General features: G+C 30.1%; 13 protein-coding genes. 4 read left to right on the top strand and 9 right to left on the bottom strand.

Features of this window, described 5'->3' with window-relative positions; all coding sequences use genetic code 11:
- The first annotated feature begins 50 nt into the window (after window positions 1-50).
- From psc1_RS01665 to psc1_RS01655, 3 genes are all read left to right on the top strand, one after another.
- A complete protein-coding gene (locus psc1_RS01665) occupies window positions 51-755 on the top strand; it encodes a phosphatidylcholine/phosphatidylserine synthase (protein WP_373375753.1) in 705 nt (234 codons plus the stop codon).
- Between the two features lie 11 nt (window positions 756-766).
- Entirely contained in the window at window positions 767-1,636 is an 870-nt protein-coding gene (locus psc1_RS01660; protein ID WP_373375752.1) for a phosphatidylserine decarboxylase, read from the top strand.
- A 66-nt stretch (window positions 1,637-1,702) separates the two neighbouring features.
- The gene (locus tag psc1_RS01655; RefSeq protein ID WP_023161415.1) at window positions 1,703-3,328 is read left to right on the top strand and encodes a CTP synthase; all 1,626 of its coding nucleotides are present in this window, start codon (window positions 1,703-1,705) and stop codon (window positions 3,326-3,328) included.
- 1,113 nt (window positions 3,329-4,441) lie between these two features.
- On the opposite strand, the gene psc1_RS01650 is transcribed toward psc1_RS01655, so the two are convergent.
- From psc1_RS01650 to plsX, 4 genes are all read right to left on the bottom strand, one after another.
- Window positions 4,442-4,861, bottom strand: coding sequence for a hypothetical protein (locus psc1_RS01650; protein WP_023161181.1), 420 nt, complete (start codon window positions 4,859-4,861; stop codon window positions 4,442-4,444).
- Window positions 4,862-4,981: 120 nt separating this feature from the next.
- Complete coding sequence (locus tag psc1_RS01645; protein WP_023161180.1) at window positions 4,982-5,596, bottom strand: DnaD domain protein; 615 nt, start codon at window positions 5,594-5,596, stop codon at window positions 4,982-4,984.
- A 12-nt stretch (window positions 5,597-5,608) separates the two neighbouring features.
- Window positions 5,609-6,277 carry a ribonuclease III gene (gene rnc, locus psc1_RS01640; protein ID WP_023161179.1) on the bottom strand — a complete coding sequence of 223 codons (669 nt, stop codon included), beginning with the start codon at window positions 6,275-6,277 and terminating at the stop codon, window positions 5,609-5,611.
- Entirely contained in the window at window positions 6,274-7,287 is a 1,014-nt protein-coding gene (gene plsX, locus psc1_RS01635; protein ID WP_023161178.1) for a phosphate acyltransferase PlsX, read from the bottom strand. The genes rnc and plsX overlap by 4 nt, the downstream gene beginning before the upstream one ends.
- A gap of 298 nt (window positions 7,288-7,585) precedes the next feature.
- On the opposite strand from plsX, the gene psc1_RS01630 reads away from it, so the two are divergent.
- Window positions 7,586-7,912 (top strand): hypothetical protein, encoded by a 327-nt coding sequence (locus psc1_RS01630; protein ID WP_023161177.1) that lies wholly within the window; start codon window positions 7,586-7,588, stop codon window positions 7,910-7,912.
- A 212-nt stretch (window positions 7,913-8,124) separates the two neighbouring features.
- On the opposite strand, the gene psc1_RS01625 is transcribed toward psc1_RS01630, so the two are convergent.
- From psc1_RS01625 to psc1_RS01605, 5 genes are all read right to left on the bottom strand, one after another.
- Window positions 8,125-8,895, bottom strand: coding sequence for a TatD family hydrolase (locus tag psc1_RS01625; RefSeq protein WP_023161176.1), 771 nt, complete (start codon window positions 8,893-8,895; stop codon window positions 8,125-8,127).
- 155 nt (window positions 8,896-9,050) lie between these two features.
- Window positions 9,051-9,392: a thiamine pyrophosphate-dependent enzyme gene (locus psc1_RS01620; RefSeq protein WP_122225317.1), complete on the bottom strand. Its 342-nt coding sequence runs from the start codon at window positions 9,390-9,392 to the stop codon at window positions 9,051-9,053.
- A gap of 769 nt (window positions 9,393-10,161) precedes the next feature.
- A complete protein-coding gene (lpdA, locus tag psc1_RS01615) occupies window positions 10,162-11,538 on the bottom strand; it encodes a dihydrolipoyl dehydrogenase (protein WP_023161174.1) in 1,377 nt (458 codons plus the stop codon).
- Window positions 11,539-11,559: 21 nt separating this feature from the next.
- Window positions 11,560-12,810: a dihydrolipoamide acetyltransferase family protein gene (locus tag psc1_RS01610; RefSeq protein WP_373375751.1), complete on the bottom strand. Its 1,251-nt coding sequence runs from the start codon at window positions 12,808-12,810 to the stop codon at window positions 11,560-11,562.
- 21 nt (window positions 12,811-12,831) lie between these two features.
- A complete protein-coding gene (locus tag psc1_RS01605; protein WP_023161172.1) occupies window positions 12,832-13,809 on the bottom strand; it encodes an alpha-ketoacid dehydrogenase subunit beta in 978 nt (325 codons plus the stop codon).

The following is a 13,809-nucleotide window of genomic DNA, read 5'->3' as shown; positions in this document are numbered from 1 at the left end:
TTAAAAATATCAAAAATATTTTAAAAAAATGTTAGTAAAAGAGATTCAATATGTTTTTAGGCTTATACAATTACACTACTTATTTAACTTATCTTAATTTATTAAGTGGTTTTTGCGGCATCGGTTTTGCTGTTTATGGCAAATATATCTATTCTTTAATTTTTCTTTTATTATCAGGTATTTGTGATATGTTTGATGGTTTAATTAGTCGAATGAAAAAAAATCGCACTCTTATTGAAAAAAGATATGGCGTGCAAATTGATTCTTTAGCTGATATGATCAGTTTTGGTTTTTTACCTATTTTTATCAATCATTCTTTAACCTGGAACAAAGACAAATCACAATTTATATTATTACAAAAATTTGAAAATGAACCCTATTTTATTTTTTTAATTGGTTTTTTTTGGAGTTTATACCTTTTAGCCGCTTTAATTAGGTTAGCTTATTATAATGTTTTAACTGAAAGTAATAATATAAAAACTAAAAAGTTTATCGGCGTACCTGTGACAACGGCAGCCATTATTTTCCCTTTTTTAGGGTTTTTGAAAGAAAATAGTTTTATTACTAAGCAAAATGATTGGTTTTGGTTTTGGATACATTTTATTTGCATGACCTTGTTAACTTTCTTGTTTCTTTGCAACAAAATTACTTTAAAAAAACCCAAAGCCAAAAAAACTATTATTTTGATTGGTCTTGTTGGTTTTGTTTGGGTAGTTTTTCTTCTTTGTAGTAATTATATAACCACACAGAAATAGGTATTAATTAAATGAAAATCGTTAATTTAGAAGGTAAAATCATTAAACTAAATTCAGCTTCTGTTATTCAGAAATTTTTATATACCAACCTTGAAAAAAACTTCTTTAAAAGGCTACTTTTAAAAATACTTATCATAAGACCCATTTCTTGGGTAGTGACTTTGTATTGGTATACCCCTTGGTCACGTAGATACGCAAGAAAAATTATTAAAATACATCAAATCGCTTTAAAATCTTTTGAAAAAACAGAATTTAATTCTTATAATGATTTTTTTACAAGAAAATATAAGCAAATCCCAATTTCTCACAATAACTATAATTTTATAAGTCCTTGTGAAGGTAAATTAAGCATTTATCCGATTCAAAACAACTCTTTTTATCGCATCAAAGATACTAATTATAGTTTGGGTGATTTATTGAAGAATAAACATTTAGCTAGTGAATATCAAGGTGGTTTTTTACTTGTTTTTCGTTTAGAACCACACGATTATCATCGTTATCTATTTGTTGATGAAGGCAAATTTGTGTTTCAACCGCAAAAAATCAAAGGTAAATTGCACACTGTTAATCCGATCGCTTTTGCAAGTTTTAATGTTTTTAAAGAAAACACAAGAGAATATAGCGTTTTGCAAACTAAAAATTTTGGTCAGATAGTCCAAATCGAAGTTGGAGCTTTATTGGTTGGTAAAATTAAAAATCATCCTTGTCAAACTTTCAAAAAAGGACAAGAAAAAGGTTATTTTGAATGTGGTGGATCCACTATTGTTGTTTTGGTGAAAAAAAACGTTGTTGCTTTTGATAAACGCATTATAAAACACACACAACAAAATTATGAAACCCAAATTAAAATTGCCGAAGTTATTGGAACAAAAATTCACTAAAACTTTTTTTGAAGAAGTAATTATTAAAAATATTTTATTGTATCAACAAGAAAGGACAAAAACGTTTTGAATAATAAATGCTTAAACGCAAAATTTATTTTTATTACCGGAGGGGTTGTTTCTAGTTTAGGTAAGGGGATTACTGCCGCTTCAATCGGACAAATTTTGAAAAATCGTGGCTTAAAAGTTAGTATTCAAAAATTAGACCCTTATATTAACATCGATCCTGGCACTATGAGCCCTTATCAGCATGGAGAAGTTTTTGTTACCGATGATGGCGCCGAAACAGATCTTGATTTAGGGCATTATGAAAGGTTTTTAGATGAAAACATGTCTAAAAATTCCAACATTACATCAGGTCAAATTTATCAAAGCGTCATCAACAAAGAAAGACAAGGCAAATATTTAGGCAAAACCGTTCAAGTGATTCCCCATATCACCGAAGAAATCAAACAAAAGTTAGTCCAAGCTACTTTATTTCATCAATCTGATGTTGTTATCGTTGAAATTGGTGGCACTGTTGGTGATATGGAGTCAGCTCCTTTTTTAGAAGCCATTAGGCAATTTCGTCATGAATTTGGATATCATAATGTGTTGTATTTGCACACCACTTTAATCCCTTATTTAAAAAAAGCTAAAGAAATCAAGACCAAACCAACCCAACACAGCGTCAAAGAATTACGTTCTTTAGGGATACAACCTCAAATTTTGGTTTTAAGAAGTGAAATCCCCATCAATCAAGAAACCAAAAACAAAATCGCTTCTTTATGTGATATCGATCCAAAAGCTATTTTTGAAGCTTTAGATGTTGATGTTTTATATCAAATCATTATCAATTTAGCCGAACAAGGGATCGATGATTTTATTTTAAATCATTTTCAACTACCAACCCCCTTCAAAGCCAATTTGCAGGAATGGCGAACTTTGATCACTCGCATTCAAAACTTAAAAAAAAAAATAGTGATTGGTTTAGTTGGTAAATATGTTATTTTGCACGATGCTTATTTATCAATTTCCGAAGCTTTAAAACATGCCGCTTATCATTGTGATTGTGATATTGAAATTAAATGGATCGATTCTGAACAATTAAATAAAAACAATCTCGATTTTTGGTTAAGTGGATGTGATGGCATTTTAGTTCCTCATGGTTTTGGCGCTCGCGCGGTGGAAGGAAAAATTTTAGCAATCCAATATGTCCGCGAGAAAAAGATTCCTTTTTTTGGTATTTGTTTCGGAATGCAGTTAGCAGTAATCGAATATGCCCGTCATATCTTGTTATTAGATGGAGCTAATTCAACTGAAATTGATGAATTAACCATTCATCCAGTGATTACTAAAAAAACAACAGATACTAATTTAGGCGGCACTTTGAGATTAGGTTCTTATCAATGTGACCTGAAAGAAGATAGTAAAAGTAAAGCTATTTATCAACAAAAAACGATTTACGAAAGACACCGCCATCGCTTTGAAATGAATTATAATTATGTCTCTTTATTTGAAAAAAATAATGATTTTGTGGTAGCGGGTTTTAATCCTGAACAAAACCTACCAGAAATAATTGAGTTAAAAAATCATCCCTGGTTTATAGCAGTTCAATTTCACCCAGAATTTTTATCACGCCCTTTAAAACCGCATCCTTTGTTTCAAAGTTTTATTGAAGCTTCTTTGTTAAATAAAAAAACATTTGAGTAAAAAATAACTTAAAAATTGATAAGCAATTATAAACTATTTTATTCTTTAAGTTAAAAAATTAAATACTTATAAAAGCAATCTTAAATGATAATCTTTTTGTTTTTGGGTTTGGCTTAATTTTTCTGATGTTTTTGATGATGATTTAGCAACATTATTTAATAATTTAATATAAAAAAATCCCCTTTGTTAAAAGGGGGATTTTGATTTTATTGATTATGCACTGTTATAAAAAAGTGTAAATGAATTAATTTTTAATACCTAAATAGGCTAGTTTTTGCAACTAGTCTTTTTGTGTTTTTAAGAAAAAAAAGGCATTTTAAATGAATGATTTTTCAACAATCACCCAAAACTCTATCAAAAATTTTTTAACACAGCTTCGTAAAAAAATGAAAAAAATTGGTAACCTTTTAGGAAATATTGTGCCTTATAATATGAAAGTAATAATTGTTTTATCTTTTTTCGCCCCAACTTATTGAATTTTTGTTTAAAAAAAATAAAAAAATAAAAATAGCCTGTTAAAAATGCGTCTAAAACATTTACACTTTTTTATAACACCCCAACCTTTCTTTTCTTTCCTGACTATCGGTGAAATTTCAGGTTTTTTCAACAGATAACTAACCAAGATAAAACTACAATCTTGTTAGACGCTTTTCTTTCGGGAGTTTTTTTTGGTAGCTTTACCCAGTAGGCTATATTATTTTACATATCTACTTTGTCTTCTTAGGTCATTGCAGGCTTTTATCTGTGAAACAATTTGGTCACAAAATCCTCTTGGCTAACTGATTTGGTCTTAATCTACTTTTATGAATTGCTGTAAGCCGTTATTCTTTCAAATAACTAACCAACTATATCTACTCAAAGAAAAGGGTTTGATCGGGTTTTCTGGCTATTTTGGTTTTTAGGCCTCTTTGGTGGACTAATAGAATAATTGAAAATTCTTTATCCAATTATTTTAATTTATTTTTATGTTCAAGGATTCAAAATGACAGTCATTGGGCATATTTATTTTTTAAATCAACCAATAAATTATCGAAAGCGAACCAAAAAATATATTATCACCTTTAAAATTAAAAAACCCTTTTTATTGAATAGAGTTTTTTTCTTTCGAACTTACTATTCGTTGAATAAATTATCAATCGCCTCTTTAAGTTCTTGAGCGTTTTTGACAGTTATGTTGTCTGTTTTGGAATTATTATTGAGAAACGACGTTTTGTAAGCATCATTCACAGAATTAAAATTTTTCTTATATCTTGATTCATTTTGATAACGTTGGATAACAAGAATCTTGATTTTATTTAACTGATTTTTAATTTCTTTTTTTTTATGTTTTTTTTTATTTTGATCTTTTTCTTCATCGAACTCTTTAACTAAAATCAACAAGCTTTCTCCAGATTCTTTTGCCCAAGTTTGTTGGGGAGAAAGCCAATTTATCGGATTAAAAGAAATCCAAAAACCTAAACCTAAATAAAGAGTAGTTATAATAAAAGCAGCTCCAACAATGATTTTTGTTTTTTTAGTAGCTATAAATTTCATTTTTATTACATTTTACCTTCCTTATTGTGTTACAACATCCCTAAATGATAATTTTATATCTTTTAATTATTTTACCAGCAAAATTACATTCTAAATACCAGTTTTAATTGAACTATTGTTTTATTTTACTTTTTTAAAAAGTTTTTGCAAGATTTTATCAGCGTTTTCATCAGGCTCTATTTGGGTTATTTTTTTTTTATGCAATATTTTATCAATATAAAAAACCGATGTTTTTTTGTAATGCAATGCTTCTTCAATAGTGGCTTTAATATCTTGATGACTAAAATCTGTGCTTTGATACCAACCTTTAACAACATCGAGTTCATAAGACACTAATTCTTGACCTTTGTTTTTTTCTAACCAATCAATAGTTTCTTGAATCAAAGAAGTGACAGCGGCATCTTTAATTTTCTTGATTCTTTCTAAATAAACCTTTTCTAATTTTTTAAAGGTCAAACTAAGAGAAAAAACTTCAATTATTTTATGACTTTTAGTTTCTTGCAGAAGTTCAAAAAAACCTTTCGCAAGCAATTGTTCTAAAATATTTTCAACTTCATTTTTGCTAATGCCTGCTTTTTTAGCTAAAGCATTGGAAGAAAAAATTCTTTTTTTGGAAAAATCCAATAAAAACAGCAAAATAGTTAATTCTGGGTAAGTTAATCCTAATTTTTGATATTCTTGGATTAATATTTTTTCAGTTAACAAAAAACCATCTTCATGCAGTTTTTTAAACATATAACACCTTTTTTAAATTTTAGCAACCTTAGATAACGCTTCTTGAGCTGCTTTTTGTTCAGCTGCTTTTTTGGTCGTCCCCTCGCCACTACCTAATAATTTTTTTTCTAAATAAACTTCAGCCACAAATTTTTTAGCATGCGCCGGTCCTTGTTCGGATACTATTTTATATTGAATTGTTTTTTTATCCGATTGGACTATTTCTTGTAATTGGGTTTTAAAGTCTATAACATCAATTACCTTTGATAAATGAGGAATAACTAATTTTTGAAAAACTTTTTTAGCAAAAAGATATCCTAAATCTAGATAAATTGCTCCAAATAAAGCCTCAAAAGCATCAGCCATAATACTTTTGGTATTAAAATCTTTGTTTTTTTCGCCCCTGCCTAAAAAAAGATAATTTTGTAAGTTAATATTTTGAGCATAAATAGTCAAAGATCTTTCGCAGACAGCTTGAGCTCTTTTTTTGGTCATAATCCCTTCATCTTCTTTATTTTTTTGATATAAATGATCAGCCATTAAAAGTCCGATGATAGCATCACCTAAAAACTCTAATCTTTCGTTATCTTCTTGCGAAAGAAATTTTTCATTCGAATAAGAACTGTGTGTTAAAGCTTTTTTATATAAAGCCATATTGTTAGGTACAATATCAATCTTTTTTAAAAATTCTTGAATATTCATAATTCTTGATTTTTCAATATTTTAGTAATTTTTTGATTTATCTTGGCTGAAATCAATTTTTGCGCTTGTAAAATGGCTTGACAGAAGGGATAAGCTTGAGAAGAGCCATGAGCTTTAATGACGACTTTATTCAATCCTAAAAGCATAGCACCACCAATTTCACGTGGGTCTACTTGTTTTTGTAATTTCTGTAATTCTTTTTGAAAACATAATTTAGTAATGATTTTTTTGGTCAAACTTTTAGTCATAATTTGTTTGATGTTTTTCATAAAGTTTAAAACTGTTCCTTCGTAAGTTTTTAAAGCAATATTAGCAGTAAATCCATCGCTTAATAAAATATCAGCCGAGGTATTTAACATGTTTTGCGGTTCTTCGTTTCCACCGAAATTAATATATTTAGCTTGGCTTAATAGTGAATAAGTTTCTAATTCGACTGATCGCCCTTTGTTAAACTCTTTTCCGATATTTAAAAGTTTTACTTGCGGATTTTTAATAGCTAAAATTTCATAAGCAACGATGGTAGCATAATGAGCAAACGTTAATAAATGTTGTGGTTTTAATTCTACATTAGCCCCTGCATCTAGCAAAATCCGAATCCGATTATCAAATGATTTAAACATAGGAGCGATTGCAATTCTTTGCATCAAAGGCATTTTTTTTAAAATTAAATGACCTGCCAAAACTAAAGCTTGCGTCGCTCCTGCAGAAACTACCCCTTCTACTTCATCATTTAAAGCCCCTTGGAATGCCAAAAATAAAGAAGCATTCGGTTTTGTCTTTAATTGATCTCTAATGTTTTTATCATCCATTGTTAAAAAATGAGGGGTGTGTTTGATTGTGATTTGTTGGTTTAAAAAAAAACTATTTTTTTCAAGAATAGGATTAATTAGGTTTTTATCGCCATATAAAACGATTTGAAGTGAAGGGTTATTTTCTAAAGCCAAACAACACCCTTTGATAATTTCTAAAGGAGCAAAATCGCCTCCCATAGCATCTACTGCTATTTTCATCCAAAACAACACTCCTTTTAATTAAGTTATAATTCGAAATATTAATATTTTTTTGGTTAAAAATATAATGTTTGATTAGTTTTTTTGATGTATAATCTAATACATCAAAAATAAGTTAATTGATTTTATTAAATTAAAATTTGTTATAATTTGTTATAATATTAAATGAAATTATTAATTAAAAAATTGTTTCGTTCTTTAAACAATTCAGTACTATTTTATCATATTATTGAAGTATTACTTTATTATAAGTTTTCAAAAAAAGCAATCAAAAACAAGGTAGGTTTAAATTAAAAATATGAATGACGTTCAAAAAGTGATGAAAGTTAAAGATGTTTACGTAGAAATGCAAGTTAAGTATTTAAAAACAGCCGATGGCAACAAAAGACAATGGTTTGCTTCTGACGTTTCAGTAAATCTTGATGATAAGCAAACAAAATATGACCAAATAATAATTGAATTTAGTCATATCGATGCCGATAATCCTGAATTTTTTTTACAACCAGGACAATTAATTAAGGTCTTAAATGGTGAAATTAGAACATCCCAAACGGGGGTCTTTTTCAATATCAATAGTTTTAGACAAACCAATGACGAGGAAAGAAATACAATCAACCACATATAATGAAGGTTGATTTTTTTTTTATTTTATAACAGTTTTATTTGCTATTTTTTTACCGACTATATAACTTTCTTTTAGACAATTACTAATAAACTAAAAAAATGAGGTTAAATTGGTTTATTTTTGCTTGGTTAAGTTTTTTTGAAAATGAAAAAAATTAGCTCAAACTAGCAAAGATATTCCAAATATTAATTCTCTAAAGTTGTAATAATGCATTATTGAAGGTTTTTTCGTTTTAAAAACAATTCATTAACATTATTACTCGTTTGGGTTGCGACTTTTTGCAAAGAAATGTTTCTTAATTGAGCAATTTTGTCAGCAATAAGTTTAATATGTGCCGGTTCATTTCTTTCTTTTTGGAAAGGAAAAGGAGTTAAAAAGGGGGCGTCTGTTTCTAATAAAATTCTATCTAAAGGAGTATTTTTGGCAATTTGGTGAGTCACTTTAGCGTTTTCAAAAGTTACCACTCCGCCAATACCAACATAAAATCCTAATTCAAGAGCCATCTTAACTTCCCTTTCGCTAAACACCAAACAATGAAAAACCCCTCTGATTTGTCCTTTATAAGGAAGCAATAATTGATAAATTTCTTCAAAAGATTTACGAGCGTGAATGATAACCGGTAATCTAAATTTGATTGCAATTTCTATTTGCACTTGAAAAAACTTTTTTTGTATTTCTAAATTATCTTGTCTATGATGCAAATCTAATCCGATTTCTCCAACAGCAACTGTTTGCGGGTGGTTTAAGTATTTTACAATACTTTCTGGAGTTTCTTGCGAAAAATCTGAACAAGGATGAATACCGAAAGATACCATCATGTCTGGATATTTATTAGCTATTTCAAAAGTTTTTTGGTTGCTTTTTTCATCCATTCCGACTACAATCATTTTTTTGATATCATTTTGAAATGCCCTTTTTAAAACTTCATCAAAATCTTTTTCATAGGTTTTTAGGTTTAGGTGGGCGTGGGTATCTATTAACATATCATTTGACATCCTTTTTTTAGTTTGAAAAACTATTTTTCTTTTTTTGTTATTATTTTTAAAAAAACTTGTGCCACTTGATATCGTTTTTCTAATTGAAGAGTCATTTTAACATAAATATGTTCATAAGTTTTTTTATTACAATATTATTTTCATTATATTTTTTTACTTTTTAATATACTAAAAATAATATCTTTTTCTGTTTTTTCTTTGATTTGCTTAATGTTTTCTAAATTCAAATCTCCTTTTTTGATTAAATATTTTTCAAATCGTAAAATCGGATCTTTTTTTGCTCCATATTTTTTTCCTTGGGTGTGATAAATAAAAGGTTGGTCATCGATAGAATGACCTTTTAATCGATAAGAAAAATTTTTAATCAAAGTAGGACTTTTACCTTCTTTTGTTCGTTGTAAAACTTCAGTTATAGCTACGTAAATTGCTAAAACATCGGCGCTATCAACTTGAATCTCTCTGAAAAAATACCGAAAACATAGCATTTTTGCTCCAAGATGAGTGTTTTTGAAATTTTGTGACAAGAATTAGAAATTGCATATTAATTATATTTGGACAAGGATCATCAAAGGTAATTGAAATATAGCTGCGTAATTTGGATCTGCGTTAAACTCTTAGCGCACAACTCTACTATCGCCAATAGTTGCAATGATAGCTTCTTTTTGTGTTTTGCAATTTGCCGGTAAAAGATAAACCAGATTCTAAATTAATACTAGAACCAATGATAACGTTGACCGAAAAAATACAACTTTTATGATCTAGTTTTAAACCTTTTTGGTTACCGTTTTGATAAAAATAATTTTTTTTAAAGGAATATAACGATAAAGAAAAATATTAAGATCATAATAATAAAGGCAAGAGATTTCCCAATTTAAGAATGGTTTTAAAAGTTTCAGCAGCCTCGATTTGAATGGTTATTTTTAACTAGAATTAAATAAAAAAATGGTTATTTTTCCTTGTTTAAAACATTGCCTACCGTCTAATTGCCTTGTCTTCTTAAAATCATAATTTGATACATTTTGAATAAAATATTTTTAGATAACTTGAGCTTTATAATTTGGGATAGATAATATTTCTTTGAAGATCAAGAAATTTTAATTGCTTTCCTTTTAAGGGATCATATGTGTTAGTTAATGTTAAGAAATGATGTTTCATTCATTTTACTTTATTTTAAAATTAATAAATAAAAAAGACTAACATACAAAGTCAGTCTTTTTTTGTTAGTTATTTGTGTAGTTTTTTTTGATTAGAAATTTATAAGTGAATTGGTTTATCAATTGCCCCTAAAAGAGTTTCGAAAGTTAATTCTGATAAAGTCGGATGAGGATGAATTGCTTGTGATAATTCATAAGCTGTCCCCTCCAATTCCATCCCAACCGAAATTTCACTAATCAATTCAGTCGCATTATAAGCATAAATATGCATCCCGATGATTTCTAAATGTTTTTTATCAACAATCATCTTAGCAAAACCTTCTTTTTCGCCATCAGCTAAAGCTTTGCCGATTGCAGAAAGAGGGACTTTAGAAACTTTATATTCAATTTTAGCTTCTTGAGCTTCTTTTTCAGTCATCCCAATGGCTGCAATTTCAGGAAAACCATAAATACAAGAAGGAATGCGAGTGTAATTTATTCCATGGTTTTCTCCAAGTCCTAAAGCGTGCATAACAGCAACAATTCCTTCATGACTGGCTACGTGAGCTAACATATGCTTTCCGTTAACATCGCCAATAGCATAAACTCCAGGGACAGAAGTTTGTAAAAAGGCATCAGTAACAATGCTATTACGTGTTAATTCTAAATTAAGATTTTCTAATCCTGCTAAATTCGGTTTGGTTCCTGCCGCCATCAAAATTACTTCTGATTCTTTCGTATTTTTAACACCTTGATGAGTATAAGTAATTTGGTGGTCTTGAATAGAGTTAATCTCTACGTTAGTTAAAATGTTGATTCCATCAGCCTTTAATCTTTTAGTATAAGCATCAACGATATCACTATCTGAACCATTTAAAATACTAGCTTGTCTTTCTAAAATAGTTACATCAGCACCAAATACTCTATGAATGGTAGCAAACTCCACCCCGATGACTCCGCCACCGATAATAGTAATGTTTTTAGGATGTTTATCTAATTGTAATAATTCTTTGCTCGTTTTTAAAACACCTTTTTGATAAGCTTTGTGTGCGCCTGGAATAGGGGGGATAAAAGCAGTTGCTCCTGTTGCGATAATTAAGTTTTTAGTTCGCAAAGTTTCTTTTTCGACTTGTACTTCTTGAGGGGAAATAACAGTTGCAAACCCATTGAAAACATCAATCTTGTTTTTTTTCAACAAAAAACTAATTCCGCTAGTTAATTGATCAACAATTTTATTTTTGCGTTGTAAGATCGAAAGCCAATTAAAAGTGGGAGCTTCTTTGATTGTGATGCCAAAATCAGCTGCTTTTTGGATGGTTTGATATACTTTAGCACTTTTTAAATAGGTTTTGGTAGGGATGCATCCATAATTAAGACAAATCCCTCCTAGCTTATGTTTTTCAACTATCGCTACTTTAGCGCCTAATTGAGCCGCTTTGATGGCAGCAACATATCCTCCCGGTCCTCCGCCGATTACTAAAATATCATAATTTTTCATAGTTATTTGACACTTTCTTATTTAGGATAAAAGTAATAAAGTAGGCAAAGATAACAATTCTTTAATACGTTTTAAAAATCTTCCTCCATCAGCGCCATCGATAATACGGTGGTCAATCGCTAGTGAAAGCGGCAACATATCGGCAATAATAATTTGATTATTTTCTACAATCGGTTTTTTAGAAATTTTACCAACCCCTAAAATAGCTAATTCTGGATAATTAATCACAGGCGTGCCATAACTAATATCTAAAGAGCCGAAATTAGTGATTGTAAAAGTACCGTTTTGGAGCGCGTCTAATTGAACTTTTCTTTCGATAGTCGCTTGGGCTGCTTCTTGTAATTTTTTCGCCAATTCTAAAAGATTGAATTTATTAGCGTTTTTAACATTAGGAACAATCAAGCCGTCTTTGGTATCAACAGCAATTCCTAGATTGATGAATTTTTTTAAAATAATTTCGTCTCTTGCATCGTCAAAACTGGCATTAAAAACTGGGAATTCTTCCAAGGCAATAGCGACTGCTTTCATGATGAAAGCCATAAAAGTTAATTTAATTCCTTGTTTTTCAGCTTGTACTTTGGCTTGCTTTCTTAAAGCCACTAAAGCAGTGATGTTAACTTCATCGATTAAAGTTGTTTCTGGAATCGTGCTTTTAGCAAGAACCATTTTTTGTGCAATTGCTTTTCTTAAACGTGAAATTTTAATAATTTCTGTTTGAGCCGAGTCGTTAATGCTCGCTTTTAAAGGAGCTGGTTGAGAAACAAAAGAGTTAGTTGTGCTAGTTGAAGTTTTTTGTTGAAATTGGATAATATCTTCTTTTAAGATTTTTCCATCAATCCCAGTTCCTTTGATTGTAGCTAAGTCAATTCCTAATTCTTTAGCTAAACAACGGACTAAGGGAGTTGCTAATATTTTTGTCTGTGTTATAGTTGCAGTTGGAAAACTTGCTTGTGCACTTGGGGAATGTTGTTGACTTGTGGGTGAAACAGTAGGACTACCAGAATTTAACGTCTGTTTTACTACCGCATCAGAGTCGCCTGGTTCTTTAATCAAAACTAATGTCTCTCCTACATTTATCACATCACCTTCTTTATGAGTCATATTCAAAATTGTCCCTGTTACAGGTGAAGTTAATTCGACATCAAGTTTATCTGTTTCGACTTTGACTAAGATATCACCTTCTTTGATTGAGTCACCAATTTTAAAAAACCATCTAGTAATAGTACCTTGATGAATGCCTTCGCCGACATCAGCAAATTTAAATTCAAACATATTTTTCTCCTTTAGTTATTGTTATTCTTCCAAAGCTACTTTGCGAATAGCAGCAGCTATTTTTTCAGGACTTAAAAATTGAAAATGTTCTGCTTTGGCTAAAGGCATGGTAATATCGTTACCAGTAACACGCGCTGGAGCAGCTTCTAAATACATAAACGCTGATTCATTGACTAAAGTTATTAATTCTCCAGCCGGTCCATAAGTTTTAGTAGCTTCATGCACTACCAAAAAGCGTCCGGTTTTTTTTACAGAAGTAATAACAGTTTCACGGTCAATCGGGTTAATAGTTCGTAAATCGATTAATTCAACCGAAATTTCATCATTTAATTGTTTGATGGCTAATTGAGTTTCAATTACCATCGCTCCCCAAGCAACTACTGTAATATCTGAGCCTTGTTGAACTATTTTTGCTTTACTAATTTCTACTTCATAGTCATGTTCTGGAACTTCTTGTTTAAAACCGCGATAAATCCTTTTTGGTTCCATAAAAATAACCGGATCAGGGTCATTGATAGCTGCAGTCAATAGCCCTTTAGCGTCGTAAGGGTTTGATGGAATTACAACTTTTAAACCAGGAACAGAACCTAAAATAACTTCTAAACTCTCGGAGTGATGTTCTAAAGATTTAACTCCACCACCAACCGGAACTCTGACTACCATAGGAACCGTACGAGTGCCACGACTACGATTACGCATACGTGCTCCATGAGCAAATAAATCTTCTAAACCAACGAAAATAAAGCCATCAAATTGAATTTCTGCCACCGGTTTTAAGCCGTTGATTGCCATCCCGATAGCACTGCCGATAATCGCTGATTCAGCGATCGGAGTATTAAAAACTCGATTTTCGCCATATTTATCTTGTAAGCCTTGAGTAACGCGGAAAACTCCTCCCAATTTACCTACATCTTGCCCGAAAACAACAATATTGGGGTCTTTTTTTAATTGACTATCTAAAGTTTGATTAATTGCTTGTAGCAATGTCATTAAAGCCAT

Source organism: Candidatus Phytoplasma solani, from assembly GCF_041729705.1.
Taxonomy (GTDB): domain Bacteria; phylum Bacillota_I; class Bacilli_A; order Acholeplasmatales; family Acholeplasmataceae; genus Phytoplasma; species Phytoplasma solani.
This window is presented reverse-complemented; position numbering and strand designations above follow the sequence as displayed.

What these genes read in the sequence shown, in the direction of transcription:
- psc1_RS01665 (WP_373375753.1), top strand. Translation starts at nt 51, where the DNA reads ATGTTTTTAGGCTTATACAATTACACTACTTATTTAACTTATCTTAAT.
- psc1_RS01660 (WP_373375752.1), top strand. Translation starts at nt 767, where the DNA reads ATGAAAATCGTTAATTTAGAAGGTAAAATCATTAAACTAAATTCAGCT.
- psc1_RS01650 (WP_023161181.1), bottom strand. Translation starts at nt 4,861, where the DNA reads ATGAAATTTATAGCTACTAAAAAAACAAAAATCATTGTTGGAGCTGCT.
- psc1_RS01645 (WP_023161180.1), bottom strand. Translation starts at nt 5,596, where the DNA reads ATGTTTAAAAAACTGCATGAAGATGGTTTTTTGTTAACTGAAAAAATA.
- rnc (WP_023161179.1), bottom strand. Translation starts at nt 6,277, where the DNA reads ATGAATATTCAAGAATTTTTAAAAAAGATTGATATTGTACCTAACAAT.
- plsX (WP_023161178.1), bottom strand. Translation starts at nt 7,287, where the DNA reads ATGAAAATAGCAGTAGATGCTATGGGAGGCGATTTTGCTCCTTTAGAA.
- psc1_RS01630 (WP_023161177.1), top strand. Translation starts at nt 7,586, where the DNA reads ATGAATGACGTTCAAAAAGTGATGAAAGTTAAAGATGTTTACGTAGAA.
- psc1_RS01625 (WP_023161176.1), bottom strand. Translation starts at nt 8,895, where the DNA reads ATGTTAATAGATACCCACGCCCACCTAAACCTAAAAACCTATGAAAAA.
- psc1_RS01620 (WP_122225317.1), bottom strand. Translation starts at nt 9,392, where the DNA reads ATGCTATGTTTTCGGTATTTTTTCAGAGAGATTCAAGTTGATAGCGCC.
- lpdA (WP_023161174.1), bottom strand. Translation starts at nt 11,538, where the DNA reads ATGAAAAATTATGATATTTTAGTAATCGGCGGAGGACCGGGAGGATAT.
- psc1_RS01610 (WP_373375751.1), bottom strand. Translation starts at nt 12,810, where the DNA reads ATGTTTGAATTTAAATTTGCTGATGTCGGCGAAGGCATTCATCAAGGT.
- psc1_RS01605 (WP_023161172.1), bottom strand. Translation starts at nt 13,809, where the DNA reads ATGGCTTTAATGACATTGCTACAAGCAATTAATCAAACTTTAGATAGT.